Source organism: Achromobacter sp. B7 (genome assembly GCF_003600685.1).
Lineage (GTDB): Bacteria > Pseudomonadota > Gammaproteobacteria > Burkholderiales > Burkholderiaceae_B > Achromobacter > Achromobacter spanius_B.
On the sequence record NZ_CP032084.1, the window covers coordinates 118280 to 144237 of the forward strand.

Consider the following 25958-nt stretch of genomic DNA (forward strand, 5'->3'; position numbering starts at 1 on the left):
GACCGGACCCGTCAGCGTGTCGCCGTGGCCAGCCTGACGGCAAGGCCCACGAACACCAGGGCGGCGATGCGATTGAGCCAACGCTTGGCCGTGACCGAGCGTTGCAGCAGTTCGCCGAACGCGCCGGAAAAGAACGCGATGGCGCCGAACACCAGCAACGTCGACACCATGAACACGGCGCCCAGCTGCATGACCTGCAAGCCGACCGGGCCCAGCGCGGGCGTGGTGAATTGCGGCAGGAAGGCGAAGAAGAACAGCAGCACCTTGGGGTTGGTCAGGTTCATGACGATGCCGCGCCGGTACAGCGCGCCGGGCTTGAGCGGTTCGGGCCGTTTGCCGTCTTCCGATTCCACGGGGGCGCGCAGGATCTGCCACGCCAGGTATGTCAGGTACGCCGCACCCGCCAGCTTAAGCGCCGTGAACGCCATGGGCGAGGCCGCGAACACGGCGGCAAGCCCGAGGGCGACGGCGGCCGTGTGGCCCAGCAGACCGGTGCACAGCCCCAGCACCACCAGCATGCCCGCCTTGCGTCCCCAGATAGCGGACTGCATCAGCACGAACACATTGTCCGGCCCGGGCGTCAGCGCCAGCAGCACGGCAATGCCGAAAAAAGCGATCAGGGTGTCGAAGGGCAGCATGGGACGTGGCCTGGTGGAGGTGGGCGCCGGGTAGCCCGGAGAATGGCATCATAAGGGCAAATTCCCCGCAGTTCAGCGCTGCCACGGAACCCCAAGGACAGAGAGAGACACGCCATGACGACAAACGCCGCGCAGGCATCGCAAGCATCGCAAGCGCCAGAAACATCGCAAGCGTCCCAAGCATCGCAAGCCGCCCCGGCCCGACATGCCTCCCACGCTGGCCCCGGCCTCGACACCGCAGCCGGCCCCGACGCCGCGCTGCACGCCCTGCTGCTGGCCCGGCACAGCTGCCGTGCCTTCCTGCCCGCGCCCGTGCCGCGCGACGTCATCGAACGCATCCTGACGCTGGCCCAGCGCACGGCGTCATGGTGCAACTGCCAGCCCTGGCGGGTCGCGGTGACCGAAGGCGCGGGTACCGAGCGCTTGCGCGCCGCGCTGCTGGCGCGCGCGCAACAAGCCGATGCGGCGTCAGGCTTTACCCCCGACTTCCCCTTCCCCCGCGAATACCGCAACGAATACCTGGCGCGCCGCCGCGAATCGGGCTTTCAGCTGTACGGCGCGGTGGGCGTGGCGCGCGGTGATCGCGACGCCTATCGCAGGCAAGAGTTGCGCAACTTCCAGCTGTTTGATGCGCCGCACGTAGCCATCATCACCACCGACGAGGCGCTGGGCGAATACGGCGCGATGGATTGCGGCGGCTACGTCGCCAACTTCCTGCTGGCGGCGCAGGCCAACGGCGTGGCCACGGTGGCCCAGGCGTCGCTGGCGATGTACCCCGAGGTGTTGCGCGACGTGCTGGGCATCGACGCCGACCGGCGCGTGGTCTGCGGCATCTCGTTCGGCTATGCCGACGCCGATCATCCGGCCAACAGCTACCGCACGCGCCGTGCCGACCTGCCCGAAACGGTCAGTTGGGTCACCGCCTAGGGACAGGCGCCGCCACGCCTGATATGGTTCACCCTGTTCGCCCCGAGTCCGGCCCTGTTCATTTCTCCAGCGTTCCTTCGAAGATGACCTCCAAACACATCGATACGGTTTTGCAGCACGCGGGCACCGCCCCGTTCGACCCCCAGACCGGTACCGCGCCCGTGCCGCTGCCGCCGATGCGCGCCAGCACCGTGCGGTTCCAGAACCTGGCCGCGCTGGAACAGGCGCAGCGCAGCAAGGCCGAAGGCGGTCGCGCCACCACCTATGGCCGCATGGGCATGGACACCCACGCCGCGCTGGAACAGGTCTTTACGCAGCTGGAAGGCGGCACGCATTGCTACCTGGCGCCCTCGGGCTTGTCCGCGATGACGATGGTGATGATGGCGCTGTGCTCGGCCGGCGACCATGCTCTGATCTCCGATTGCGTCTACGGCCCGATGCGGGAACTGGACGACGCCGTGCTCAAGCGCATGAACATCGACATCACCTACTTCGCGGCCGACGACGACCTGGACGCGCTGGTGCAGCCCAACACGAAACTGCTGTACGTGGAATCGCCCGGCTCGCTGCTGTTTGAAATGCTGGACATGGGCGCCATGGCCGCCTTCGCCAAGCGCCACGGGTTGGTGCTGGCCACCGATAACACCTGGGGCTCGGGCTACATCTACCGTCCGTTGACGCTGGGGGCGCAGGTGTCGATCATTGCCGGCACGAAGTACGTGGGCGGGCACTCGGACCTGATGCTGGGCGCGGTGGTGACCAACGACGAAGGCATTGCCAAAAAGCTGAACCGCACGCAGTACGCGATGGGTTATTCCATCAGCGCCGACGACGCCTGGCTGGCGCTGCGCGGGGTGCGCACGATGCCGATCCGCATGGCGCAGCACGCGCGCCATGCCTTGCAGGTGTGCGAATTCTTCAAGAGTCGCCCCGAAACCGTGCGCCTTTTCCACCCGGCGTTGCCCGAAGATCCCGGCCACGCGTTGTGGCAGCGCGATTGCTCCGGGTCCAACGGCATGCTGTCGGTTGAGTTGCGCTTGTCGCCCGCCGCCGCGCGCGCGTTCGTGGATGCCCTGACGTTGTTCGGCATCGGCTTTTCGTGGGGCGGCTACGAAAGCCTGGTGCAGCTGGTGTCGCCCAAGGATTTGTCCAAGCACCGCTATTGGGGCGAAGGCGAGAACGCGGTGGTGCGCTTGCACATCGGCCTGGAAGCGCCCGAGGACATCATCGCTGACCTGACCCAGGCGCTGGAAAAAGCGGCGGCGGTCAGCGCATAGCGCCGCCGGCTTATGTGACGCCGCCGCGGATCCACGCGCCGATGCGGGCGGCGATGTCGTCGCTGTTGTCGTCCATCATCGGCATGTGCGAATTGCCGGCGATACCCATGTCGGCCAGCCGCCACGTGTCTACCCGGGCGCCGTGGCGTGCCAACGATTCTGCATAGTCCCGCCCGCTTGCGCACAGGCGTTGCCATAGCGGCGTGGCGTCCAGATAGTCGCCATAGACGAACAGGAACGGCTTGTTCGCCACGGCGGCGGCCGTGACGTCGGCGGAGTAGCCCGACGGTTCGATGCCGATCACACCACGCACCAGATCGGGCCGCGCATGAAGCGCCCGGTAAGCGACCTCGCCGCCATGGCTGTGCGCCACGACCACGCAGGGTCCGATGCGATCCAGCGCCGCGCAAAAACCGTGCAACGCCGCCTCGTTGTTGCTCAGCCAGCGCGGCACCGCGTGCCGGATGAAATCGTCGAACGCACCCACCGGAAAGCGCTGCCCCGCGAAGGGGCGGCGCATCCCGAAATCCTCGGCGCGGCCCAGACGGAACAACGACCAGCTTTCTTCGGCGGTACGCATGATGGGCGCCTCGGGCCACACCTGCTCAAACGGCGCCCAGCCGGCGCGGCCGCGTTCGACGTTGTCCACCACATACACCGCGTGGCCCTGGCGCAGAAAGTGCTGCATCCAGCCCGCGCGACCGTCCGGCGTCTGTTCCCACATCGCGCCCGTCATGCCGCCGCCGTGCAGCAGCACGATGGGCAGCGGATGCGCCAAGCGCGCCGGGATGAAGTACTGCACATACGCCTGCTCGAAGTGGTACAGGCCGTTCGGGTCATACGCCAGCGACGCGCTTTTTGTGAAAGCAATCTCGCGCTGCGGCAGCCCGGCCACGCGCACCGGCCTGCCGCCCGCGTAGAAGCTGCCGAAGTCGGCCAGCGTGACGGCATCGCCCCGGGGCTGCGCGCGCGGGGCAGCCCCGGCGTCAGGCTTGGGCCGCGTCATCGCTTGACCAGCGGGCATTGGCTGTCCGACAGCGGCCAGGCCAGCGTGTCGCCGGGAATGCTGCGCACGATGTTGTAGTAGTCCCACGGGGCCTTGGACTGCGCGGGGGTCTTCACTTGCGCCAGCATCATGTCGCGCACCACCAGGCCGTCTTCGCGGATGCGTGCGTTCATGCTGAACGGGTCATCGATAGGCAGCGATTTCATCTTGGCCATCACTGCGTCCGAGTCCGCCGTGCCGGCCGCCTTCACCGCTTGCAGGTAGTGCCGCACCTGGCCGTACACACCGGCTTGCAGGAAGGTGGGCGGGCGGCCGACGCGCGCCTCGAACTTCTTGGTGAAGGCGCGCGTGCCCTCGTTCATGTCCCAGTACGACGGCACCGTCAGGTAGGTTTTCTGCGCCGCTTGCAGCCCCAGGCTGTGCACGTCCGTGATCAGCAGCAGCATCGCCGCCAGCTGTTGTGCGCCGCCAATGCCGAATTCCGCCGCCTGCTTGATAGCCGAAATCGTGTCGCCGCCCGCATTCGCAATGGCAATGATCTGCGCCTTTGACCCCTGCGCCTGCAACAGGAACGACGCAAAGTCCGACGCGTTCAGGGGGTGGAACACGGTGCCTGCGACTTCGCCGCCATTGGTTTTCACGACGGTTTCCGTGTCCGCCGCCAGCTGTTTGCCGAAGGCGTAGTCCGACGCCAGGATGAACCAGCGCTTGTTGCCTTCGTTCACCACGGCGGTGGCGGTGCCGCGCGACAAGGCGTAGGTGGTGTACGTCCACTGCACGCCGTAAGGCGAGCACTGCGCCTGCGACAGCGCCGTGGTGCCGGGGCTGGAGAACAGCACCAGTTTTTTCTTTTCACGCGCGATGCCCTGCACCGCCAGCGCGACCGAGGAATTGGGCACGTCCACCACAACGTCCACGCCGTCGGTGTCGTACCACTTGCGGACCATGCTGCTGCCGATGTCGGGGCGGTGTTGGTGGTCGCCCGAGACCAGCGAGATGGGTTTGCCCAGCACCGTGCCGCCCATTTCTTCGATAGCCAGTCGGGCGGCTTCCACCGAGCCCTTGCCGGTGGCGTCGGCGGTAACGCCCGCCATGTCCGTCAGTACGCCGATCTTCACGCCGTCCGCCGTGTTGGCGTGCGTGGCGATGGCGGTCAATGCCAGGCACAGGCCAAGCGCTTGTGCCGCGCGTTTACGCAGGAATTGCTGCTTCATTTGTCTTCCACCCTTTTGATGCCGTCGTCGCGGCGAATTCTTGTGGCAAAAGTGTAGCCCCGGCAAATCAGAAAGAGGGAAGACTTTCTCAACGATTTCCCAAAGAAAAACGCCCCGGCCATGTGGCCGAGGCGTTTTGCACGATGAAGCGAAGGGGGGCGCGTGACTTACTTGTTGCGCGCCATCGGGACCAGCTTGTCGACTTCCTTCAGGGCGCCTTCATAGCTGTTGCCGGCCATGACCGGCGAGGTCATGAACTTGCCGCCGACGGCAAACGACGGGGTGCCGTCGATGCGGTAGGCGTCGGCCAGCTGCGTGGCACGCTGCACTTGGGTTTGCACGCTGAACGAGTCAAACACGGAATCGAACTTGGCGCGGTCCACGCCTTGCGAGGCGGCCCATTCGCCCATCGACTTCTTGTCGAACAGGCGCTTGTTTTCGCCGTGGATGGCGGTGAAGAACTTGGCGTGCAGGTCGGGGCGTTCCAGGGCCATGAACGTGTAGTAAACCTGTTGCAGCGGTTTCATGCCGGCATTGAAGGCGATGGGCACTTGCTTGAGGACGACGTCCGACGGCGCGGTCTTGGCCCAGGCTTCAACCATGGGTTCCATGGCGGCGCAGTGCGGGCAGGTGTAGGCGAAGAATTCCAGCACTTCCACTTTGCCCGGGGTATCGGAGGGCAGCGGCGGGTTGATGGCCACGTAGGCTTGGGTGCCTTGGGCGTGGCTAACCGGGCTGAAGAACGCGGAGGCGGTCAGCGCGGCCGCGGCCATGATGCGAACGATCTTGGGGGACAACATGGATGAGAGGTTCCTGAGTAAAAAGTTACAGACAGGCCCGGGGCCGGATTAGTTCAATGAAAAAAATGGCGCCGCATCGCGCTACTGGCGCACCACGGCGGTTTCGATCTTGTTTTCGCCCAGGCGGCCGCGCGCCCGGTTCATGTCGTCCAGCCGCGCAAACGGGCCGACGCGCACGCGGTTCAGCGGCTTGCCGTTCACTTCGGCCTTTTGCACGGCAACCGGCAAGCCCAGCAGAATAATGCGGGCCTTGAGCGATTCCGCGTCGTTTTCGCCTCGGAATGCGCCGGCTTGCAGGTAGTACGTGCCGGTTGCGGCCGGCGCGGCGGCCTTGGCGGCAGGAGCCGGCGTGGGCGCTGGCGCGGGCTTGGACAAAGGCGTGGGCGCGGTGCCGGGGGTGCTGGCCGCAGGCGCGGCGGCTTGCGGTTTGGCGGTGGACGGTAGCGTGGCGATCAGCGCGCCCAGATCGTCCAGCCGGGACGGGGTCTCGTCAGGCTTGGACGCGGCGCCCGATCCCGTGCCGGCGCCCGGTAGCGGCGCCGGAGCGGTGGCGGTGGGGCCGGTGGGTGGCGCGCCCGCCGCGCCGTCGCGCCCGTACAGGCCCGCGTTGGGGTCCGGTGCCTGACGCGGATCGGGCAGCTTGCCGGGGTCGCCCTGGCGAGTGGCCCGGTCCACGAAGGGGATCGGCGCCTTGGTGACGTAGAAGGCCACGACGGCGGCCACGATCAGACCGATGAGCAGGCCGGCGAGCGCCCCGTAAAGGGTGCTGCCGCTTTCGCCGGAGGAACGGCGGGTGGTTTTGCGCTTTGTTGCCATGAACCGATGTTACATCCGCTCGGGCGCGGATACGCCCATCAGTTCCAGGCCGTTGGCCAGGACCTGACGCGTGGTGGCGGCCAGGCGCAGGCGGGCCAGCTTCAGGGCCACGTCGTCAACCAGCACGCGTTCGGCGCTGTACCAGGCGTGGAAGTCCGAGGCGCAGTCGCGCAGCCAGAACGCGATGTGGTGCGGCGACAGGTCTTGCGCCGCCAACGCCACCACGTTGGGGAATTCGGCCAGGCGTTGCATCAGCGCGAATTCGGACGGCGCGGTCAGCAAGGACGTATCGGCGGCGGCCACGTCAGCGGCGGGCATGCCGGCGTTGTTGATCATCGTGCAGATGCGAGCGTGCGCGTACTGGATGTAATAGACGGGGTTCTCGTCGCTTTTCGACAAGGCCAGGTCCACGTCAAATACAAATTCGGTGTCGGCGCGGCGCTGGATCAGGAAGTAGCGCACGGCGTCGCGCCCGACCCAGTCGATCAGGTCGCGCATGGTGACGTAGCTGCCGGCGCGCTTGGAGATCTTGACCTCTTCGCCCCCGCGCATCACCTTGACCATCTTGTGCAGCACGTACGACGGGTAATCCTTGGGGATGCCCTCTTCCAGCGCCTGCAAGCCGGCGCGCACGCGGGCCACGGTGCCGTGGTGGTCGCTGCCCTGGATGTTCACGGCGCGGTGAAAGCCGCGTTCCCATTTGGCCTTGTGATACGCCACGTCCGGCACGAAGTAGGTGTAGCCGCCTTCGCTTTTGCGCATGACGCGGTCTTTGTCGTCGCCCGTGCCCAGTTCGGTGGTGCGCAGCCACAGCGCGCCGCCTTCTTCATAGGTATGACCGCCGGCAACCAGCGCCTTGACGGTGGCTTCGACGCGGCCCGACGTGTACAGCGAGCTTTCCAGGTAGTAGTTGTCGAACGCCAGGCCGAACGCCTGCAAGTCCAGGTCTTGTTCGCGGCGCAGGTACGCTACGGCGAAAACGCGGATGTCGTCCAGGTTGTCGATGTTGCCGGTGGCGGTGACGGGTTCGCCGTCGGACGGCTGGATGGTCTTGCCGGCCTGGAAGTCGCGCGCGATGTCGGCGATGTAGTCGCCCTTGTAGCCGTCTTCCGGCCAGTCGGGGGATTCCGTCGTCAGGCCACGGGCACGCGCCTGCACGCTGATGGCCAGGTTGTGGATCTGGTTGCCGGCGTCGTTGTAGTAGAACTCGCGGGTGACGTCCCAGCCGATGGCGTCGTACAGGCGGCACAGGGCGTCGCCCAGCGCGGCTTGGCGCGCGTGGCCCACGTGCAGCGGGCCGGTGGGGTTGGCCGACACGAATTCAACCAGGATCTTCTCGCCGCTGCGCGGGGCGCGGCCAAAGCTTGCGCCCTGCTCGGCCACGGCGGCGATGACGGCCTGGCGCGCGGCGGCGGTGATACGCAGGTTGATGAAGCCAGGGCCGGCGATTTCAGCGCTGTCGACCAGATCTCGGGCACCGGGGGCGGCCATCAGCGCGTCCACGATGGCCTGGGCCAGTTCGCGCGGGTTGCGGCGGGCCGGCTTGGCCAGCTGCATGGCTACGTTGGTGGCGACGTCGCCGTGGGCGGCGACCTTGGGGCGCTCAAGCAGCACATTGGCCTGGGCGTCGGGAAGGCTCTGCGCAACGGCGGCCTGGATCAGGGAGATAAGCTGTTTTTGTTGCTCGGGGAGCATGGGCGTCTGAAGAAGTTCTGGGTGAGTGACCAAGGCGGGAATCAAACGGACGGTGTCCGGGCCGGCAGTGTCACGGGAATCATCCGGAATGATAGTTGATTTGGCGGCCCAATCGGGCGGATCGGGCGTGCAAACCGTCCGGCAAGCGTTCGCGCGGCGGGCGGAACTCTGAACAAAATCAAATGCCTAGCCAGCGGCGCGGGTGCCCGGTGTCCGGGCCGTGTCGCGCGCGCGAGGGCGCCAGTTGGCATCCCTGGGGCGTTGCGGTAGTGTATGTAACGTATTCAATAAGGGAGACCGCAATATGCTGATTACCTTTCACTCCAAGGTCGTGGCCGAGGTCCTGATGCTGTCCGACCACGCCGGCCCCATTCTGCAGGCAGCGGGCAAACCCATCGGCGACAAGATCCCCGAACGCGGCGTTTTCACGGTGGAGCAACTGGGCCCCGCCATCGCCGGCATCGAACACGCCATCGAGGTCGCCGAGCGCCCGCTTGACGACGAAGACGACGAAGACAAGGCGCCCCGTGCGGCCATGGCGCGCACGGTGGGCCTGAAGGAACGCGCGTTTCCGCTGCTGGACATGCTGCGGCAATCGCAGGCAGCGGGCGTCGAAGTCACCTGGGAAGCCTCGCGCGGGTGGTAAGCAATGTCGCCGGGCGGACAATCCGACCGGTGTTTTTTGCCTTACCCTTGCGGCCTGACGCCCTTTCAAGGAAACCCTTATGCGCAGCGACATCACCATTGTTTTCGACCCCCGCCGGTCGCTGGACCTGACCGCCACGGTAGAGCCGTCCCCGCAGCGCCAGAGCGACGCGCGCGATTGGTTCGACGGCGCCTGGGAAACCCTGGGCTGCGAACCCTTGCGGCCCAGCGGCAAAGTGTTGTTGCTGGATAAGGTGCTGGGCGTGGCCGATGCCCTGGGCTACGACACCCTGTCCACCGACACCAAGGAAGCCCGCGAGTTCGCCGAGCACCTGGCGCTGGCGCTGGAACGCCCACGCATCACGGTGGACCTGCCGGGGCTGACCGTCGGCTACTGATGGCGCGGCTCTCGGCAAGCGCTAAAAAAACAAATCCCCGCTCAAGGCGGGGATTTTTTCGGGTGCGCGGCGCCAGCCGCACAGACCGCAGACCACAGACCGCAGGCCACAAACCCCAGGCTAGCGGATCCCCGCCCGCATGAACGACTGCACGAATTGCCGTTGGAACAGCAGGAAGGCAATCAGCAGCGGCGCCGCCGACATCAGCGTGGCGGCGGTAATGACCGACCAGTCGATGCCCTGGTCCGTGGACGAGAACACCTGCAAGCCCACCGTCAGCGGCCGGGATTCCACCGAGTTGGTGATGATGAGCGGCCACAGGAAATTGTTCCAGTGGTGGCTGACCGACACCAGCCCGTACGCCACGTAGATCGGTTTGGCCAACGGCACATACACCTTCCACAGAATCTGCATGGGGCCCGCGCCTTCCATGCGCGCCGCCTCTTCCAGTTCGCGCGGCACCGTCTTGAAGGTCTGGCGCAACAGGAAAATGCCGAACGCCGACGCGAAGTACGGCAGGCCGATGGCGAACACGGTGTCGCGGACGCCCAGCTGGCTCATGGACCGGTAGTTCTCTACCAGCAGCACGTCGGGCATGATCATCAGCTGTAGCAGCACCAGCATGAAGACGAAATCGCGGCCCCGGAATTCGAATCGCGCGAACGCGTAGCCCGCCAGCGTGGACAGCACCAACTGCGCTGCCAACACCATCGTCACCAGCAGGAAGGTGTTCAGGAAATAGCGCGGAAACGGCGCCGCGTGCCAGGCACGCACGAAGTTATCCAGCGTCAACGGCGCGAACAGCTCGAAGCGGGTTGCGTAGGCGGGCGGGTGGAAAGCCGCCCACATCGCGTAGGCCAGCGGCAGGATCCACAACAGGCCAAGCGCCCAGGCGCCCAGGGTATCTAGCTTGTCTTTCATTGATAGTGCGTCCTGCGATCCAGCCAGCGGAACTTGAACAGCGCGGTCAGCGCCAGTACCACCAGCAACACGACGGTCAGCGTGGCGGCGTAAGCCGTGTCCCAGAAACTGAAACCCACCTGGTAGATGTAGTACAGCAGCAGGGTGCTGGCGTTATCCGGCCCGCCGCGCGTCATGACGACCACATGGTCCACCAGGCGGAAGGCGTTGATCAGCGCATTGATCAGCACGAACAGCGTGGTGGGCATCAACAGCGGCCACAGGATGCGGCGGAAATACTGCCAGCGCGAGGCGCCTTCCAGCATCGCGGCCTCGCGCAGCGACGGCGACACGGTCTGCAAGGCGGCCAGGTAGAAGATCATGAAGAAGCCGGATTCTTTCCACACCGTGACCAGCATCAGCGCGGGCAAGGCAGTTTCGCGGTTGCCCAGCCAGTTCGGGCCGGGCGAACCGAACCACCCCATCACCTGCGCGATCAGCCCGTACTGCGGCGTGTAGAAGAACAGCCAGATGTTGGCCACCGCCACCATCGGCAGCACGGTGGGCGTGAAGTACGCCATGCGCAAAAAGCCGCGGCCGCTCAGGTTGCGGTTCACCCACAACGCCATGATCAGCGCGATGCCGATGGACGTGGGGATCGTGCCCAGCGCAAACCACAGGTTGTTCCACAGCGACTGCCAGAACACCGGGTCGTCACGCATGACGGCGTAGTTCTCCAGGCCCACGAAACGCGCCGGACGCGCGCCCTTGGGCGTGGAAAAAAAGCTGTGCCAAAGCGTCGCCACCGCCGGGTAATGCGTGAAGGCGGCGAGCAGCACGATGGCTGGCAGCAACAGCAGCCAGCCATAAAGCGCATGTAAAGAGCGGCTCATCGTGCTTGTCGGTTTATTTGTAGGAACGCAGGATGCGGTCGGCCTCGCGCTGTGCGTCGGTCAGCGCCTGCTGCGGCGTCTTCGAACCCGTCAACGCCGCTTGCAGCGCGTCGTTCAGGGTCTTGGTGACGCGCTGGTTTTCATGCGTGGAAAACTCCGCCACGCTGACTTCCAGCTGGTCGCGCGCGACCGTGGCGGCCGGCACTTCCTGCGCGTACTTCTTCATCTTTTCGGTTTGCCAGGCGGCCGGCGTCACGGCCACGTAGCCCGTGGCGATGCTCCAGTCGGCCGCGCGTTCCGGCGTGGTGACCCACTGCGCGAACTTCAGCGCGGCCTGCTGCTGCGCCGGCGTGCCGCTTTTGAAGATATAGAAGTTGCCGCCGCCCGTGGGGCTGCCGCCGCGCTTTTGCTGCGGCATCATCGCCACGCCGAACGGGAAGTCGGCGTTCTTGCGGATGTTGGTCAGGTTGCCGGTGGTGGTCCAGACCATGGCGGCCTTCTTTTCCAGGAAGTCCTTGGGCGTGGTGCCCCAGTCAATGGTGCCGGTGGGCATGATCTTGTGCTTGGCCGACAGGTCGCGCCAGAACTGCGCGGCTTCCACCACCGCCGGCTTGTCCAGGTAGACCTCGTTACCGGCTTCGTTCATCAGGATCGCGCCGTTCGGCGTGGTCAGCGCCTGGAACAGCCAGTACGCAAACGCGCCGCCCGACGGGATCTCGATGCCCCACTGCGTGGTGTTGCCCGAGGCGTCCTGCTTGGTCAGCTTCTTGCCGTAATCGACCAGCTCGGCCCAGGTGGCGGGCGCGCGTTCGGGGTCCAGGCCCGCTGCCTTGAACAGGTCCTTGTTGTAGTACATCACGATGGTCGAACGCTGGAACGGCACGCCCCAGGTGTGGCCGCCCGAGCGGCTGTTCTGCATGAACGCGTCGTAGAAGCTGCCCAGCCACTTCTTGTCGGCGTCGCTTTTCGCCAGCGAATCGATCGGCACGATGGCGTCTTCATCAATCAGCGTGAACATGTCGGTGGACAGCAGCACGGCCAGTTGCGGCGGCGTGCCGCCCTTGAGCGCCGTCAGCGCCTTGGCGATCGAATCCTGATACGAGCCGGCGTAGATCGGCTTGATCTTGATGTCGGGATTTTCCTTCTGGAAGTCCGCGACCATGTCGTCGACGATCTTGGTGATCGGGCCGCCGACGGCAACCGGGTAATAGAACTCGACCTCGACGGGTTTGTTTTGCGCCTGTGCCGGCAGGGACAGGCAAGCGGCGGCCAGGCTGGCGGCCAGGGTCTTCAGTACGATGCGTCGCATGGTGGCGTTTCCTTTCCTGTGCAATGGGCGTCTTCTAGCGCCCGACGGTGTTGATCACCGCCGAATCGGCGGCAAAGAAATGCTGTTGCCCGTCCTGCCAGGACAGGTTCAGGGCCTCGCCGGCGCGGGCGCGCAAATGGCCGCCCACTCGTACGGCCACGCCGCTGGTGTCGCCTACCCGGCACACCACGATGGAATCCGCGCCGAAGTATTCAACGCTTTCGACAATGGCCGGTATGCCGGTGCTGTCGATCCGGATGTGTTCCGGGCGCACGCCCAGCTTGATGGCGCCGGCCGGTGCGTTGGCGATCACGGGGCCTTGCGTGCCGGCGATAACGGCGGCGCCGTTCGCGGCGGCAAGCCCGATCAGATTCATGGGCGGCGTGCCGATGAAACGCGCGGCGAACTCGGTGGCCGGCCGTGCGTACAGGCCGTCGGGCGTGTCGTGTTGTTCGATCTGACCGCCGCGCAACAGCACCACCTGATCGGCCATGCTCATCGCCTCGGTCTGGTCGTGCGTGACGTACACCATCGTGATGCCCAGGTCCTGCTGCAAGGCGCGGATCTCGCGGCGCATCTCGTGGCGCAGCTGCGCATCCAGATTGGATAGCGGCTCGTCCATCAGGCACACCGGCGCTTCGGAAATCACCGCGCGCCCCAGCGCCACGCGCTGCTGCTGGCCGCCCGACAACTGCGACGGCTTGCGGTCCAGCAGATGCTCCAGGCCCAGCAGCCCGGCCACACGCTGCAAGCGGCGGTCGAAGTCGCGCGCGGGTTCCTTGCGGACCTTGAGGCCGAACAGGATGTTCTCGCGCACCGACAAATGCGGGAACAGCGCGTATGACTGGAACACCATGGATATGCGGCGCTTGGCCGGCGGCAGTTGCGTAACGTCGCGATCGCCGATGCGGATGGTGCCCGATGTGGGCGTGTCCAGGCCGGCGATCATGCGCAGGGTGGTCGACTTGCCGCAGCCGGACGGGCCCAGCAGCACCGTGAAGCTGCCCGCCGGCACCGTGAAGCTGACGCCGTGGATGGCGGCGGCGCCGCCGTACTGTTTGGTGAGGTTATCCAGAACGATGGATGACATGCTGTCTCGACGATCTAATTGTTAGATCCGCATTGTTGCCTGTTATGAAAACCTTTTCATTGTGCAGCGCAAACATGACGGATTCGTGGCAAGCCAAACGGCTACAAGCAACGCTGCGCGCCCCTTCGGCGCAGCGCTCAGGCAAACGGATAAGGCCCGGGATATTCCCCAAGCACCGCGTGGTGCGTAACCAGGTTCGTGCCTTGCCACCAATGCAGCTGGTAGCCCGGCGGTTCCATGATGTATTGCAGCGTGGGACGCGGCCCCAGCTCCAGCGCCAACTGGTGTGCCGTGCCCGGGCAGGTTGACGCGATCGTGCCGCCGAAGCGCTGGAAGATGGTGCGATGCAAATGCCCGCACAGCACCCGTTCTACATTGGGAAAGCGCGACACCACGCGTTCCAGCTCTGGCGCGCCGGCCAGAAGGCCGATGGCGTCCATGTGTTCGATGCCGGTCAGGAACGGCGGGTGGTGCATCAACACCAGCGTCGGCCGGTCTGGCTGTTCGGCCAGGCGCGCGGCCAGCCAGTCCAGGCGGTCCTGGCAAAGTTCGCCATGGCTTTTCATCGGCACCACCGTGTCCAGCGCCAACAGGCGCAGCGGATAGGTTTCGATGGCGTACTGAATGAACGGCCCGCCGCCTTGCAGGTAATCGTGGTCGGGAAAGGCGGCGCGCAGTTGCGCGCGGTCGTCATGGTTGCCGGGCAGCAGAAAGTACGGAATCTCCAGCGCTTGCAGATGGTCGCGCAGCACCTGGTATTCGTGCGGGCGGCCCAGGTCGGTCAAGTCGCCTGTGATCAGTACGCAGTCGGGGCGCGGCGTCAGCGCGTTCAGCGCGCGCACGGCCGGCGCCAGGAATGCGGCCGGGTCGATGATGCCGTAGGCCTTGTCGCCCGGGGTGCGCATGTGCAGGTCGGTGATTTGGGCAATGAGCATGATGCGTGCGTTGTCGTAATTGAAGAGATCAGCGGCGTACGGACGCCGCGGTACCGCCTACCACGATGCAATGCGGCAAGCGGTTCGATTGGGCAGGTTGGCCATGGATCTGCGCCAGCAGGTTCGAGCACGCCGTCTGGCCGATGCCGTCGCTGGGTTGCGCCACGGTCGTCAGCGGCGGCGTCAGCAAGGCGCCGAAGCGCATGCCGTCAAAGCCGCACACCGAAATGTCGGTGGGTACGCGCAGGCCCAGCGCCACCAGATCGGCGATGACGGCAGTGGCCAGCAGGTCGTTCGAGCAGAACAGGGCGGTAGGCGCCTGTTTGCCGCGCAGCGCGGCCTTTAGCACGTCGGCATCGCTGCCGGTGTGCGAGCTCATGGCGATGTGCTGCACGGTGTCCAGGTTCAGCTTCTTGGCGCAGGCGCGGGCGCCGGTCAAACGGCGGCGGGCGCGATCCGAGGCGGTCAGCGGCCCGGTCACCAGCGCAATGCGGCGGTGCCCCAGCGCGGCCAGATGCGCGACCATGTCGCTGGCAGCGGCGCGGTTGTCCACCGACGCAAACGGGTGCGTGGACGACTCGTTGTAGACCAGCACATATGGCATGCCGGCGCTGTCCAGATCGTCCAGCGTGGCGCTTTTGTTGACGTCGGCCACGGTCAGGATCAGGCCGTCGACTTGATGGTCGATCAGGCCTTGGACCGCGGCGGATTCAACGGCGGGGTCATACCCGGTGGCGGTCAACATGACGCTGTAGCCCGATTCGCGCGCACGGCGCTCGGCGCCTTCAAAGCACTCGGCGAACACGGGATTGGACAGGGTGGGCAGGATCAACCCGATGGTGCGGGTGCTGCCGGAGCGCAGGCTGCGGCCAACGCGGTTCGGCCGGAACCCCGCGCGCTTGGCCACGTTGCGGATGTGCGCCAACGTGTCGGGATGGACGATCTCGGGTTGATTGAATGCGCGCGAAACCGTCGCCGGCGATACGCCTGCCTTGCGGGCCACTTCAATGATGGAAAAGCGGGGCGACGGGCGCGTAGCCATACCGGGATTGCTGTCTGTTTGCTGAAAACGTTTTCATCTTACAAGACAAATATGACCTTTGTGTTGCACGGGTTTGCGCTATGCTGGTGTGAACGCAACAACATAAAGCCTAGGCGCGTTGCAGTCGTTTTACCCGGGAAAACACGGTGTTTTTGGTGTTTTTCCTAATTGACGCGGCGCGCACAATGGCAGGGATCGGTCCGCATAGCCCCACGGCGCAACAACGCCGCCGGCAACGCCAGGGCAGACCCCTCGGTCAAGGGGACCGGGTGCGTAATCAGCTGCCACGCCTTGCGCGGCGCCGGTAAAGAGGAAAGGAAAATGTCTACTGCCTTAAACAGCCTTGGCGCGGTTCAAGCCGCGCGCAAGCTGCAACGGCGCGAGTTAACCGCGGTGCAATTGGTACGAGCCTGTTTTGCCCGTATCGAGCAGCGCGAAAATACCATCCACGCCTGGACCGCCCTGCAAAAACAGGCGGCGCTGGACGTTGCACAGGCCCTGGACGATGGCCCTTTGCAGGGTCCGCTGCATGGCCTGCCGATCGGCGTGAAAGACCTGTTCGACACCGTCGATCTCCCTACCCGCTACGGCTCGCCTATTTATGAACGCCACCGCCCCGGCCTGGACGCCGCCGCCGTGGCGCTTTGCCGTGGCGCGGGCGCCATCGTGGTGGGCAAGACGGTCACCACTGAATTTGCGACCTATCAAGCCGGCCCGACCCGCAATCCGCGCAACGAGGCCTACACGCCTGGGGGCTCCTCCAGTGGCTCGGCCGCCGCGGTCGCGGACGACATGGTGCCCTTCGCATTGGGCTCGCAAACGGCGGGTTCCATCATCCGCCCGGCGTCTTATTGCGGCATCGTCGGCTTCAAGCCCACGTTCGGCGCCATTCCCCGCGCGGGCGTAAAAAGCCTGGCCGAATCGCTGGACACGGTGGGCGGCTTTGCCCGTTCGGTGCCCGACGTGGCCTTGTTTGCGTCCGTGATGATGCGCGATGCCCGCATGCAGGACCTGTCCTACGACGCCAAGCCGCGCGTGGGCATGTGCCGCACGTTGCAGTGGCGGCACGCGCAGGCCGAAACGAAGGAAGCGTTCGCCCAGGCGGCGGCGACCTTGTCGCGCGCGGGCGCCACCGTGAAAGAGGTGCCGCTGCCGTCGCAGGATTGCATGCTGGTGCAGCTGCACGCCGACATCATGGCGTACGAGGCGTCGCAGTCGCTGGCTTTCGAGCGCCTGCAACACGCCGGCCAACTTAGCCCGAAGATCCAGGCGGTGCTGGAAGCGGGCGCGCAGATATCGGCCGAGCAACACATCAAGAACCTGGCGCGCGCCGAAGAGTCGCGCATTCGGGTGAACAGCTGGTTTGACGACTGCGACGTGTTGCTGGCGCCCAGCGCCGCCGGCGAGGCGCCATTCGCCGACCTGGGCACGGGCGATCCGCAGTTCTCGCGGCCCTGGACGCTGTTCGGCCTGCCCTGCCTGAACCTGCCCTTCGCCACGGGCCCGCAAGGGCTGCCCGTGGGGTTGCAGCTGATCGGGCAGCGCTATGACGACTACCGCACGCTGGCGATTGGGGCGTGGGTGCATGAGCGCCTGCTTGAGGCCAATGCGCCGGATATCGGTGCGTCGGACATGTGGCCGCGAGGCTGAACGCGGCGCGCGTTCAATCAAATGCAGAAAGCAGAAAGCAGAAAGCAGAAAGCCCGCCGATAAGGCGGGCTTTTTTGTGCCGGTCGCGCCAGGAAGAGGTGTGTTCCTGGTTGTTGGCCGGCCCATGTTTCGGGCCGGCTTCGGGCGTTCAGTTCAGAAGGAGAGCGCGGATCACGCGGCCTCGGCGGCTTCTTGCTCGGCGGACGCCACGGCGCCCGCGTTGATGTGGCGGTTCACGGCGCTAAGGACGGCCTGGAACGAGGCCGTCACGATGTCGCGGTCGATGCCTACGCCAAAGCCCGTGGAGGACTCGCCCACGCGCAGTTCGACATAGGAGGCGGCGCGCGTGTCGGTGCCGGTGCCGATGGCGTGCTCGTGGTAGTCCATGATGCGCACGGGCACGTCCAGCGCCGCCACGAATGCCGAGATGGCGCCATCGCCCTTGCCCGTCACGATGCGGCGTTCGCCGTTGTATTCGAGTTCGGCTTCGATGCTGAAATGCTGGCCTTCGCCGGCCGACGGGTTGCCGTCGATGCGGTGGCGGATCAACTTCCAGGGCGCCTTTTGTTCCAGGTATTCGCGATTGAAGATGGTGTGCACGTCGTCGGCGGTGACTTCGCTGCCCGTCTCGTCCGTCACGCGCTGGATGGCGCGGCTGAATTCGATTTGCAGGCGGCGCGGCAAGACCAGGCCGTGTTCCTGCTCAAGCAGGTACGACACGCCGCCCTTGCCCGACTGGCTGTTCACGCGGATCACGGCGTCGTAGCTGCGGCCCAGGTCGGCCGGGTCGATCGGCAAGTACGGCACTTCCCAGACGGCGTCGGCCTGTTGCAGCGCGAAGCCCTTCTTGATGGCGTCCTGGTGCGAGCCGGAGAACGCGGTGAAGACGAGGTCGCCGGCATACGGATGGCGCGGGTGCACCGGCAACTGGTTGCAGTATTCCGCGCAGCGGCGCACTTCGTCGATGTCGGAGAAGTCCAAACCGGGATGCACGCCTTGCGTGTACAGGTTCAAGGCAAGCGTGACGAGGTCGACGTTGCCGGTGCGTTCGCCGCTGCCGAACAGGCAGCCTTCGATACGGTCGGCGCCGGCCATCACGGCAAATTCAGCGGCGGCCACGGCGGTGCCGCGATCGTTATGCGGGTGCACGCTAAGCACGATGCTGTCGCGGCGCGCCAGGTTCTTGTGCATCCATTCGATCTGGTCGGCGTACAGGTTGGGGCTGGTGGCCTCGATCGTGGCGGGCAGGTTCAACACCATCTTGTGGTCGGGCGTGGGCTGCCAGACATCGGCGACGGCGTTGGACACTTCCAAGGCAAATTCGGGCTCGGTGGTGCTGAACACTTCGGGCGAATACTCGTAGCTCCATTTGGTTTCGGGGCGCTGCGAGGTGTATTGCTTGATGAGGCGCGTGCCGGTCGTGGCGATGCCCTTGATTTCGTCCTTGGACATGTTGAACACCACCTTGCGGAAGGCCGGTGCGCAAGCGTTGTACATATGGACGATGGCTTGCTTGGCGCCCGCCGCGGCTTCCACCGTGCGGCTGATCAGGTCTTCACGCGACTGCGTCAACACGATGATGGTGACGTCATCGGGGATGCGCTTTTCGTCGATCAGCTTGCGCACGAAATCGAAGTCCGTCTGCGACGCGGACGGGAAGCCGACTTCGATTTCCTTGAAGCCGATCTTCACCAGTTGTTCAAAAAAGCGGAGCTTGCGCTCGACGCTCATGGGTTCGATCAACGCCTGGTTGCCGTCACGCAGGTCGGTGCTCATCCAGATCGGCGCCTTGGTGATGCGGCGGCTGGGCCACGTGCGTTCGGAGAAGTCGCGGGTGAACGGCGCGAAGGGGACGTATTTGGTGGCGGGGTTGGCAAGCATCATGACTACACCTCGATCAATCGGTTTCTTTTGAATCCCGTGAGCACTGAGTCTCGGCGGCGCGATGACCGGATGACGGTTTTGCGCCAGGGGTTGCCGTGATTAACCGGCAGGATTCACAAATAAAAGGGGGAAATCGCGTGTGGCAAACGTGGCTGCCGAGCTACCACGGGGACACTAGGCCCGGCAACCGATCGGTAGGTATAGCGATAGCGCGGCAGCGAAGAAGGAACGAGCGCGCAGGCCGGCGACCGGAGCGACGAAGCGTCCGGTGGCAATCGCGGGGAGGGTGCGGTGAGCGGCCATAGGGTGCTAGTCAAACATATTTTCTTTGCCAGCGCAAACGAAAACGTTGAAAAAAACCGGGGGCAGAGCGCGCCGCGATCTTTGATCGACAGCGGCGCGAGACCGAAAATCCGGCCCGCGCCCGAGGTCGCAGCATGCCGCTGCGGCATCGGGCGGTGGCGTGCGTCTACTGCGTTTGCATGTGGCCGTTTTTCACGATCTTGCCCAGGCGTTCGCGTTCACTGGCTGCGAATTCCACAAAGCTCGCGCGCGAGCCGCCACCCGGTTCGATGCTGCTCTGGCGCAACGCGTCCTGCACTTCTTTGGTCTGGAGCGACTGCTCGACCGCTGCGTTCATTTTGTCCAACACGTCCGCCGGCGTGCCGGCGGGCGCGTACAAGCCCGCCCAGTGCCCGATGCGCACGGCGGGAAAGCCGGCTTCGGCGGTGGTGGGAATGTCCGGCGCGCTGGCCATGCGCTTGTCCCACGTGGTGGCCAGCGCCTTCAACTTGCCGCTTTGGATCAGCGGCAACGTCACGATGCTGGCTTCCGACGTGGCGTCGACCTGGTTGCCGATCACCGCCGTCACGCCTTCCGAGCCGCTCTTGTAGGCGATGGGCTCGATGGGCAGGCCCGTGGCTTCCTTGACCATTTCCGCCACGAAATGCGGCGTGCTGCCGTTGCCGGCGGTGGAAAAGGTGATGCGGTCGGTCTTGGCTTTCTTGGCGCGCTCGACGAAGTCCTTCAGGTCCTTGGCCGGGTTGGACGGGTTGGCCACGATCACCGAGGGCGTGATGGTCAACAGCGCGACGGGGGTCAGCTCGTCGTCCTTGTAGGGCTGGTCCGAGCGGATCAGGCTGTTGGTAACGGTGCCATTGCTACCCACCAGATAGGTGTAGCCATCTGCCGCGCTGCGAGCGACGTGCGCGGCGCCCACGACCCCGCCGGCGCCGGGTCGGTTTTCCACAATGACGGATTGCTTCAGCGTCGTGCCCACTGCCTTGGCGATGATGCGGGCGACCAGGTCGTTGGCGCCGCCGGCGCTGAACGGCGCGACGAAGGTGATGGGTTTGTCGGGCCATGCGGCCATGGCGGGCGTGGCGGCGAATACGGCCGAGCAGGCCACGAGCAAACCGGCGGCATACCGGATGGGGGTGCGGAACATGATTTTCTCTCCAGGGGCCGGCCGCGCATCGGCAGGTCTCGGCTGCCGTTATGGTTTTGCTGGGTCTGTTGCGCGGCCTGCGGTTGCGCGAGCCTGGACGGGTCAGTATAGAAGGCGGAGCTGGCGCCGGACTGAAACAAAAAAGGCCGCCAGATCGGCGGCCTGTGTGGCAAAAAAGTCCGCGCCGCGTTAGCGGGCCGGGCCGATGCGAGGTTCGACGTAGCGGTCGCCGCGGGTCTCGCCCCGGACTTCGGTACGCGGGGCTCGGCGGCCGTCATCGCGCGGATCGCGCGACGGCGGGATGGCCGTGCCTTCCAAAATTTGCGCCTGTTCGGCCACCATGGCGATCTTGCCGCTGCGATTGTGGCGAATTTCAGACAGTGCGCGCCGCAAGTCGCCTACAGTGAAGGGTTCTTGGCGGTCACCCCAGGTCCAGCGCAGCACGCCCAACGATTCTTCCGACAGGTTCGGCGCCAGATCGGCCAGCGTATCCGTGCCCACCGGGGTTGCCGCGCCCGAGGCCAGGCTGGCTGCAAACCAGGCGCGGACCGAGAAGAAGACGATCAGCGTCCAGATGCCGGCAACGACCCACCAGATATAGGGATTGACTTTCTGCGCCATATCCTGGGTTGGCTGGCCCAGCGTATGCAGGAAGTCATAGTTCATGCGTTTGCCGAAATCCAGTATCCACGAGGCAACGAGATACCAAAGGACGACGGCGACGGCGATGACTATCGCGCGCACAACGATTCGGGGTAGCGCCAGTTTGAGCAGGGTCTGGCCGATAAGTCGGCTGTCCTGGCGAACGCTTGCGGGCGAAGTCAGATTCATCATGCAAAATATTGTACCTATGACCCGTCCAATTTTAGAACTGCGACCTGGCCAGCACCTGACGCTGACCCCTCAATTGCAGCAATCGATACGATTGTTGCAGTTGTCCACGCTCGACCTGGAAGCCGAGATCTCGCAAGTGCTCGCGGACAACCCCCTGCTGGAACGGGAAGACGACACCCCCGCCGCCGAGGCGCAAGCCGAATCCGAACGCGAATCCTCGGTCGATGACGACACCCCCGCAGCGGAACGCGATGCCCCCGTCGAAGAAATGCCTGGCTCGGGCGGCGTGTATTCGGATGATGACTCCGGGCTGCCCGAAGCGGCGCGCCCGGACACGTTGCGCGAACACCTGCTGGGCCAGCTGATGCTGACGCGGGCGGCGCCGCGCGATGCTGCCCTGGCGGCCTTGCTGATCGACGAGCTGGATGAAAACGGCTACCTGGGCTCGCCGCTTGAGGAAATCCTGACGTGGCTGCCGGCCGAAATGGAACCCGACCTGGATGAGTTGCGGGCGGCGCTGTCGCTGCTGCAATCGTTCGACCCCGTCGGCATCGGCGCGCGCGACATGGCGGATTGCCTGGTGTTGCAATTGCGCCACCCCGACCTCTCGCGTTTGCCCGAAGCGGCCGATCCGGCCGTCCTGGCCTGCGCCCGCGAAATCTGTGCGCGCCATCTGCCCTTGCTGGCCACCGGTAACGCTGCACGCCTGTGCGCTGCCGTGGGCTGCGACGAGGCAATTTTCCGCGCGGCCCACACGCTGATCCTGCGGCTGGAGCCCCGGCCCGGACGCGCCTGGACCGTGCCTGCGGCGGACTACGCTGTGCCCGACGTCATCGTGCGCAAGGCGCGGCGCGGCTGGCAGGTCACGCTGAACAGCGCCGCCGTTCCCCGGCTGCAAATCAACGGGCTGTATGCACAGATGCTGGGCAACCAAAAGGAATCCGCGCACGCGGGCCTGCAAACCCAGTTGCAGCAAGCCAAATGGATGATACGTAACGTGGAGCAGCGCTTCGACACGATCCTGCGTGTCGCCCAGGCCATCGTCGAACGCCAGACGGCGTTTTTCAGCCAGGGGCCGTCGGCCATGCGTCCGCTGATCCTGAAAGACATCGCGGGTGAGCTCGGGCTGCACGAATCGACCATTTCGCGCGCCACAACGCAGAAGTACATGCTTACTCCGTTTGGCACGCTGGAGCTCAAGCGCTTCTTCGGGACGGGGGTCTCCACCGACGGCGGTGACGCTACGTCGGCCACGGCGGTGCAGACTTTCATCCGCCAAATGGTCGCGGAAGAGAACCGGGCCAAGCCCTTGTCGGACAGCCAGATCATGCAGAAACTGGCCGATCAGGGGATAGTTATCGCCCGTCGGACGGTGGCAAAGTACCGAGAAGCGCTGCGAATTGCCCCGGCTACGCTGCGTAAGGCCCAAGCCTCGGCGCGTTGAAATAGGGGACGAATCTTTGAGGATTCGTCCTTTGTTTCAAGGGCTTGCGTCACAATTGCGCTACAAATTTTTTTGCGTTCAGGGCTTGTCATCCGCCGAATAATTTTCGATAATCATTCGCATGTACATTTGCGTATGTAATGCCATCACCGAACGCCAAGTCCGCGCCAGCGTGGACGGTGGCGCGACGACGCTGTCCGACCTGCAATTCGAGCTGGGCGTGGCCACGTGCTGCGGCTGCTGCGCGGCAACCGCCGCCGAATACCTGCCGGGCGGCCGCTGCTCCAGCGTGTGCGACGTTCGCTCCATCGCCGTTCCGGTCAATGCGCCCGCCACCCTGGTTGAATCGGGTTCGGCTGCCAACAACAGCAGCTTCCCGATTCCGCTGGTCGCCGCCGGCTAACGCATTGCCGTCCCCTCCGGCTCGCTGAGTTCTTCGGCGGGCCGTGCTGCTTTCCGGACGCAGCCTTTCCCAAACTATTTGTCATTGCGCCAGGGCGCGAGCAGAATGCTTGATCCCTGCGCCATGCGTGGCGTGCCGTTCTCATGGACTCCCGATGAAGGCCACGCCCGCCACCTGCCCCCCGAACGCTCCTGCCGCCTCGGGCATCAGTTGGGTGCCGATTGCCGCGTTCTGTTTTCTGTGGAGTTCGGCCTTTGCGGCGGCCAAGATCGCGGTGCGCGATTGCCCCCCGTTGACCCTGTTGACCATCCGCTTCCTGATTGCCGGCGTGTTGATGCTGGGCATCGCCGCCTTCAGCCGCCGGGGCCGGCCACTGCAAGGGCGCGACCTCGCGTCCCTCATCCTGCTGGGCGTCTTGAACAACGCGCTGTACCTGGGGCTGAGCTGGTCCGGCATGACGACCGTGTCGTCGGCATTCACCGCCGTGCTGATCAGCACCAACCCGCTGCTGATCGGCGTATTGGCCGGCCCTGTACTGGGCGAGCGGCTGACGTGGCGCAAGTTGCTGGGCCTGTGCCTGGGGCTGGTCGGGGTGGCCGTGGTGCTGCGATCACGCCTGACAGGCATGCAGGAAGACATGCACGGCACGCTGCTGGTCACAGGTGGCCTGGTGGCGCTGGTGGCCGGCACGCTGCTCTACAAGCGGCTCAAGCCGGCGGCAGGCCTATGGACGTCGACTGGCATCCAATCCCTGGCAGCGGCTGCCGCGTTGCTGCCGTTCGCGCTGATGAACGAAAGCCTGAGTGATGCGCGCCTGACGGCGAGCCTGCTGGCCAGCATGGCCTACATGATCGTGGCCGTGTCGATGGGCGGCTACTACTTGTGGTTCATGATCCTGAGCCGGGCCAGCGCCACGTCGGCCAGTGCGTTGCATTTCTTGATGCCGCCGCTGGGCTTGTTGTTTGGCTGGCTGGTCCTGCGCGAGCCGGTATCGTGGCTGGATCTTTTGGGCATCGTGCCAATCGCCTTTGGGATCTGGTTGACGACGCGCAAAGCGCGTTGAACCACTGAATAAGCAAAATAGCGCTAATAAGGTTGCGGATATGCAACCTGACGGCATCAGTGGGATTTCGATGGAATGTCAGCCGTTTATCACGGGCTTATCGACACCATTAAAGGAAAGTGCCGGACGAATGCGCCAGCTGACTCAGCGCTACGCCGCATAGGGCCTGCGTTGTGCACGCAAAGCATCACGCACGCATACTCATTCTCATTGGCTTGTCGCTTTCTGGTAGCGGTTCTAAAGCCGTTTACCAAATGCGGCGCAAGGCTAGCCGCGCCCCGCCGGCAGGTGGTAGTCTGCCGGGGTTGCGTACGCGCGGCATCGTGCGCTCCTTTGTCGCGATGCACTCGCGTCGCGCCTGACTGCAAGGAGTCCATTATGAAAGGCGACAAAACCGTCATCCAGTTCTTGAACAAGCAACTGACCAACGAACTGACGGCCATCAACCAATATTTCCTGCATGCGCGCATGCTGAACCATTGGGGCTTCGACAAGCTGGGCAAGCACGAATACGAAGAATCCATCGGTGAAATGAAGCACGCGGATCGCCTGATCGCACGCATCTTCATGCTGGACGGCCTGCCCAACCTGCAAGACCTGCACAAGCTGCTGATCGGTGAAGACGTGCCCGAGCTGCTTGCCTGTGACCTGAAGCTGGAACAAGCCGCGCACACCACTGTCGTGGAAGCCATCGCCTATTGCGAATCGGTGCGTGACTATGTCTCGCGCGATCTGTTCCAGGACATCCTGGACGACACCGAAGAGCACATCGATTACCTGGAAACCCAGATCGATCTGATCGACAAGGTCGGCATCCAGAATTACCTGCAAAGCCAGATGTCCGTGCCCGAGTAATCGGCTGGGCCGCAAGGCAATAAAAAGGCGCCCCTTGGGGCGCCTTTGCCATATCCGCGTAAACAACGCGCGGCGTATTGATTGTTATCTGAGACGGTTATTGCGGGCGGGCCGGACATTCGGCCATCGTGCCCCAGGCGCGGTTCGGCGCACAGTATTTGTTGCGCGCGTTCCATGAGCACGAAGGCCGTTCGAAGAAGCCTTGCGTGGCGCACTGCGCCAGTTCGCGCTTGAGCGCGTCTTGCCAGCCCGGCGCGCCAGGCGCCGGCGACGTATTGGGCGGGGGCGGAGGCGCTTGCACCATCTGCGGCGTACCGTAGCCGTTGGCCTGCATCTGGCCGCCGTTGATGGCGGTGGATGTGCCGGGCACTTGCAAGTCCATGGTGGTGACGTCCGAGGTGCCGGAAGGCAGCGGCACTTCCGAGGCGGCCGCGATTTCGCGGGCTTGCTCGGGCGTGATGCGTTCGCGCGAAAGCTTCACGGCGGGATCGCTGACGGTGTCGAACAGTGACACCGTATTGACCTGCCATTGGCGGTCGGCCGGTTTGTCGGGAACGCCCAGGGTACCGTCGATGCGCGGCTGCGGCGGTTGCGCCACGTAAGGGCGTCCGTTGGCGTCCAGAACGGGCTGCTGCGAAGCTGCCGCGTCCTGACCAGGAGCCGGTGCCGCGGGCGGCGCATGCGCCACCAGCCAGTCACCCAATTGAATACCGCCCCAGGCCGACGCGCCAAGCGCGATCAGGAGCGTTGCGAATAATAAACGCCAAGACATTGCTACCCTCATCTGCCGTGC

At 65.0% G+C, this 25958-nt stretch carries 25 protein-coding genes; 9 read left to right on the top strand and 16 right to left on the bottom strand.

The window, feature by feature from the left end; translation table 11 throughout:
• Positions 1–11 precede the first annotated feature (11 nt).
• Positions 12–638, bottom strand: a complete 627-nt coding sequence (locus DVB37_RS00560; RefSeq protein ID WP_046803949.1) for a LysE family translocator — start codon at positions 636–638, stop codon at positions 12–14.
• A gap of 114 nt (positions 639–752) precedes the next feature.
• Here DVB37_RS00560 and DVB37_RS00565 point away from each other — a divergent pair, with 114 nt between their 5' ends.
• Entirely contained in the window at positions 753–1565 is an 813-nt protein-coding gene (locus DVB37_RS00565) for a nitroreductase (protein WP_120153395.1), read from the top strand.
• Positions 1566–1648: 83 nt separating this feature from the next.
• On the top strand, positions 1649–2842 hold the full coding sequence (gene metC / locus DVB37_RS00570) for a cystathionine beta-lyase (RefSeq protein ID WP_120153397.1): 1194 nt from the start codon (positions 1649–1651) through the stop codon (positions 2840–2842).
• A 10-nt stretch (positions 2843–2852) separates the two neighbouring features.
• Here the strand turns inward: metC and DVB37_RS00575 are convergent, their stop codons facing one another.
• The 5 genes from DVB37_RS00575 to argS all read right to left on the bottom strand — a co-directional run bounded on the left by DVB37_RS00575 (position 2853) and on the right by argS (position 8373).
• Entirely contained in the window at positions 2853–3866 is a 1014-nt protein-coding gene (locus DVB37_RS00575; protein WP_240434018.1) for an alpha/beta fold hydrolase, read from the bottom strand.
• Positions 3845–5062, bottom strand: coding sequence for an ABC transporter substrate-binding protein (locus DVB37_RS00580; RefSeq protein WP_120153399.1), 1218 nt, complete (start codon positions 5060–5062; stop codon positions 3845–3847). The genes DVB37_RS00575 and DVB37_RS00580 overlap by 22 nt, the downstream gene beginning before the upstream one ends.
• A gap of 167 nt (positions 5063–5229) precedes the next feature.
• A complete protein-coding gene (locus DVB37_RS00585; protein ID WP_046803945.1) occupies positions 5230–5862 on the bottom strand; it encodes a thiol:disulfide interchange protein DsbA/DsbL in 633 nt (210 codons plus the stop codon).
• Positions 5863–5943: 81 nt separating this feature from the next.
• Positions 5944–6678 carry an SPOR domain-containing protein gene (locus DVB37_RS00590; protein WP_046803944.1) on the bottom strand — a complete coding sequence of 245 codons (735 nt, stop codon included), beginning with the start codon at positions 6676–6678 and terminating at the stop codon, positions 5944–5946.
• Positions 6679–6687: 9 nt separating this feature from the next.
• The gene (argS, locus tag DVB37_RS00595; RefSeq protein WP_104144676.1) at positions 6688–8373 is read right to left on the bottom strand and encodes an arginine--tRNA ligase; all 1686 of its coding nucleotides are present in this window, start codon (positions 8371–8373) and stop codon (positions 6688–6690) included.
• 304 nt (positions 8374–8677) lie between these two features.
• Here argS and DVB37_RS00600 point away from each other — a divergent pair, with 304 nt between their 5' ends.
• Both DVB37_RS00600 and DVB37_RS00605 read left to right on the top strand, forming a co-directional pair.
• Positions 8678–9019 carry a DUF1840 domain-containing protein gene (locus tag DVB37_RS00600; protein ID WP_046803942.1) on the top strand — a complete coding sequence of 114 codons (342 nt, stop codon included), beginning with the start codon at positions 8678–8680 and terminating at the stop codon, positions 9017–9019.
• Between the two features lie 79 nt (positions 9020–9098).
• Positions 9099–9416, top strand: coding sequence for a hypothetical protein (locus DVB37_RS00605; RefSeq protein ID WP_046803941.1), 318 nt, complete (start codon positions 9099–9101; stop codon positions 9414–9416).
• Between the two features lie 120 nt (positions 9417–9536).
• Here the strand turns inward: DVB37_RS00605 and DVB37_RS00610 are convergent, their stop codons facing one another.
• The 6 genes from DVB37_RS00610 to DVB37_RS00635 all read right to left on the bottom strand — a co-directional run bounded on the left by DVB37_RS00610 (position 9537) and on the right by DVB37_RS00635 (position 15585).
• On the bottom strand, positions 9537–10337 hold the full coding sequence (locus DVB37_RS00610) for a carbohydrate ABC transporter permease (protein WP_046803940.1): 801 nt from the start codon (positions 10335–10337) through the stop codon (positions 9537–9539).
• Entirely contained in the window at positions 10334–11209 is an 876-nt protein-coding gene (locus tag DVB37_RS00615; RefSeq protein WP_046803939.1) for a carbohydrate ABC transporter permease, read from the bottom strand. The genes DVB37_RS00610 and DVB37_RS00615 overlap by 4 nt, the downstream gene beginning before the upstream one ends.
• A 13-nt stretch (positions 11210–11222) precedes the next feature.
• A complete protein-coding gene (locus DVB37_RS00620; RefSeq protein ID WP_104144678.1) occupies positions 11223–12518 on the bottom strand; it encodes an ABC transporter substrate-binding protein in 1296 nt (431 codons plus the stop codon).
• Positions 12519–12552: 34 nt separating this feature from the next.
• Positions 12553–13608: an ABC transporter ATP-binding protein gene (locus DVB37_RS00625; protein WP_120153402.1), complete on the bottom strand. Its 1056-nt coding sequence runs from the start codon at positions 13606–13608 to the stop codon at positions 12553–12555.
• Between the two features lie 137 nt (positions 13609–13745).
• Positions 13746–14543, bottom strand: coding sequence for a phosphodiesterase (locus tag DVB37_RS00630; RefSeq protein ID WP_046803936.1), 798 nt, complete (start codon positions 14541–14543; stop codon positions 13746–13748).
• A 28-nt stretch (positions 14544–14571) separates the two neighbouring features.
• Entirely contained in the window at positions 14572–15585 is a 1014-nt protein-coding gene (locus tag DVB37_RS00635) for a substrate-binding domain-containing protein (RefSeq protein WP_046803935.1), read from the bottom strand.
• Positions 15586–15906: 321 nt separating this feature from the next.
• Here DVB37_RS00635 and DVB37_RS00640 point away from each other — a divergent pair, with 321 nt between their 5' ends.
• A complete protein-coding gene (locus DVB37_RS00640) occupies positions 15907–17235 on the top strand; it encodes an amidase (RefSeq protein ID WP_120153403.1) in 1329 nt (442 codons plus the stop codon).
• Between the two features lie 171 nt (positions 17236–17406).
• Here DVB37_RS00640 and leuA read toward each other — a convergent pair whose 3' ends face one another.
• The 3 genes from leuA to DVB37_RS00655 all read right to left on the bottom strand — a co-directional run bounded on the left by leuA (position 17407) and on the right by DVB37_RS00655 (position 21400).
• Positions 17407–19119 carry a 2-isopropylmalate synthase gene (gene leuA / locus DVB37_RS00645; RefSeq protein ID WP_046803933.1) on the bottom strand — a complete coding sequence of 571 codons (1713 nt, stop codon included), beginning with the start codon at positions 19117–19119 and terminating at the stop codon, positions 17407–17409.
• Between the two features lie 469 nt (positions 19120–19588).
• The gene (locus DVB37_RS00650) at positions 19589–20566 is read right to left on the bottom strand and encodes a tripartite tricarboxylate transporter substrate binding protein (protein ID WP_120153406.1); all 978 of its coding nucleotides are present in this window, start codon (positions 20564–20566) and stop codon (positions 19589–19591) included.
• A gap of 189 nt (positions 20567–20755) precedes the next feature.
• Complete coding sequence (locus DVB37_RS00655) at positions 20756–21400, bottom strand: hypothetical protein (protein ID WP_046803931.1); 645 nt, start codon at positions 21398–21400, stop codon at positions 20756–20758.
• Here DVB37_RS00655 and rpoN point away from each other — a divergent pair.
• The 4 genes from rpoN to bfr all read left to right on the top strand — a co-directional run bounded on the left by rpoN (position 21399) and on the right by bfr (position 25165).
• On the top strand, positions 21399–22844 hold the full coding sequence (rpoN, locus tag DVB37_RS00660) for an RNA polymerase factor sigma-54 (protein WP_104144682.1): 1446 nt from the start codon (positions 21399–21401) through the stop codon (positions 22842–22844). The two genes, DVB37_RS00655 and rpoN, sit on opposite strands and share 2 nt — an antisense overlap.
• Positions 22845–22965: 121 nt before the next feature.
• Complete coding sequence (locus DVB37_RS00665) at positions 22966–23247, top strand: bacterioferritin-associated ferredoxin (RefSeq protein ID WP_006216781.1); 282 nt, start codon at positions 22966–22968, stop codon at positions 23245–23247.
• A 154-nt stretch (positions 23248–23401) separates the two neighbouring features.
• Positions 23402–24310 carry a DMT family transporter gene (locus DVB37_RS00670; RefSeq protein WP_120153408.1) on the top strand — a complete coding sequence of 303 codons (909 nt, stop codon included), beginning with the start codon at positions 23402–23404 and terminating at the stop codon, positions 24308–24310.
• Positions 24311–24688: 378 nt separating this feature from the next.
• Positions 24689–25165: a bacterioferritin gene (bfr, locus tag DVB37_RS00675; RefSeq protein ID WP_046803928.1), complete on the top strand. Its 477-nt coding sequence runs from the start codon at positions 24689–24691 to the stop codon at positions 25163–25165.
• Positions 25166–25262: 97 nt separating this feature from the next.
• Here bfr and DVB37_RS00680 read toward each other — a convergent pair whose 3' ends face one another.
• Positions 25263–25949, bottom strand: a complete 687-nt coding sequence (locus DVB37_RS00680; RefSeq protein WP_104144683.1) for a hypothetical protein — start codon at positions 25947–25949, stop codon at positions 25263–25265.
• Positions 25950–25958: the final 9 nt, after the last annotated feature.

What these genes read in the sequence shown, in the direction of transcription:
- DVB37_RS00625 (WP_120153402.1), bottom strand. Translation starts at nt 13,608, where the DNA reads ATGTCATCCATCGTTCTGGATAACCTCACCAAACAGTACGGCGGCGCC.
- DVB37_RS00630 (WP_046803936.1), bottom strand. Translation starts at nt 14,543, where the DNA reads ATGCTCATTGCCCAAATCACCGACCTGCACATGCGCACCCCGGGCGAC.
- DVB37_RS00605 (WP_046803941.1), top strand. Translation starts at nt 9,099, where the DNA reads ATGCGCAGCGACATCACCATTGTTTTCGACCCCCGCCGGTCGCTGGAC.
- DVB37_RS00650 (WP_120153406.1), bottom strand. Translation starts at nt 20,566, where the DNA reads ATGTTCCGCACCCCCATCCGGTATGCCGCCGGTTTGCTCGTGGCCTGC.
- DVB37_RS00580 (WP_120153399.1), bottom strand. Translation starts at nt 5,062, where the DNA reads ATGAAGCAGCAATTCCTGCGTAAACGCGCGGCACAAGCGCTTGGCCTG.
- DVB37_RS00600 (WP_046803942.1), top strand. Translation starts at nt 8,678, where the DNA reads ATGCTGATTACCTTTCACTCCAAGGTCGTGGCCGAGGTCCTGATGCTG.
- DVB37_RS00635 (WP_046803935.1), bottom strand. Translation starts at nt 15,585, where the DNA reads ATGGCTACGCGCCCGTCGCCCCGCTTTTCCATCATTGAAGTGGCCCGC.
- DVB37_RS00620 (WP_104144678.1), bottom strand. Translation starts at nt 12,518, where the DNA reads ATGCGACGCATCGTACTGAAGACCCTGGCCGCCAGCCTGGCCGCCGCT.
- DVB37_RS00610 (WP_046803940.1), bottom strand. Translation starts at nt 10,337, where the DNA reads ATGAAAGACAAGCTAGATACCCTGGGCGCCTGGGCGCTTGGCCTGTTG.
- rpoN (WP_104144682.1), top strand. Translation starts at nt 21,399, where the DNA reads ATGCAAAATATTGTACCTATGACCCGTCCAATTTTAGAACTGCGACCT.
- bfr (WP_046803928.1), top strand. Translation starts at nt 24,689, where the DNA reads ATGAAAGGCGACAAAACCGTCATCCAGTTCTTGAACAAGCAACTGACC.
- argS (WP_104144676.1), bottom strand. Translation starts at nt 8,373, where the DNA reads ATGCTCCCCGAGCAACAAAAACAGCTTATCTCCCTGATCCAGGCCGCC.
- leuA (WP_046803933.1), bottom strand. Translation starts at nt 19,119, where the DNA reads ATGATGCTTGCCAACCCCGCCACCAAATACGTCCCCTTCGCGCCGTTC.
- metC (WP_120153397.1), top strand. Translation starts at nt 1,649, where the DNA reads ATGACCTCCAAACACATCGATACGGTTTTGCAGCACGCGGGCACCGCC.
- DVB37_RS00590 (WP_046803944.1), bottom strand. Translation starts at nt 6,678, where the DNA reads ATGGCAACAAAGCGCAAAACCACCCGCCGTTCCTCCGGCGAAAGCGGC.
- DVB37_RS00565 (WP_120153395.1), top strand. Translation starts at nt 753, where the DNA reads ATGACGACAAACGCCGCGCAGGCATCGCAAGCATCGCAAGCGCCAGAA.
- DVB37_RS00680 (WP_104144683.1), bottom strand. Translation starts at nt 25,949, where the DNA reads ATGAGGGTAGCAATGTCTTGGCGTTTATTATTCGCAACGCTCCTGATC.
- DVB37_RS00665 (WP_006216781.1), top strand. Translation starts at nt 22,966, where the DNA reads ATGTACATTTGCGTATGTAATGCCATCACCGAACGCCAAGTCCGCGCC.
- DVB37_RS00585 (WP_046803945.1), bottom strand. Translation starts at nt 5,862, where the DNA reads ATGTTGTCCCCCAAGATCGTTCGCATCATGGCCGCGGCCGCGCTGACC.
- DVB37_RS00655 (WP_046803931.1), bottom strand. Translation starts at nt 21,400, where the DNA reads ATGATGAATCTGACTTCGCCCGCAAGCGTTCGCCAGGACAGCCGACTT.
- DVB37_RS00670 (WP_120153408.1), top strand. Translation starts at nt 23,402, where the DNA reads ATGAAGGCCACGCCCGCCACCTGCCCCCCGAACGCTCCTGCCGCCTCG.
- DVB37_RS00615 (WP_046803939.1), bottom strand. Translation starts at nt 11,209, where the DNA reads ATGAGCCGCTCTTTACATGCGCTTTATGGCTGGCTGCTGTTGCTGCCA.
- DVB37_RS00575 (WP_240434018.1), bottom strand. Translation starts at nt 3,866, where the DNA reads ATGCCCGCTGGTCAAGCGATGACGCGGCCCAAGCCTGACGCCGGGGCT.
- DVB37_RS00560 (WP_046803949.1), bottom strand. Translation starts at nt 638, where the DNA reads ATGCTGCCCTTCGACACCCTGATCGCTTTTTTCGGCATTGCCGTGCTG.
- DVB37_RS00640 (WP_120153403.1), top strand. Translation starts at nt 15,907, where the DNA reads ATGTCTACTGCCTTAAACAGCCTTGGCGCGGTTCAAGCCGCGCGCAAG.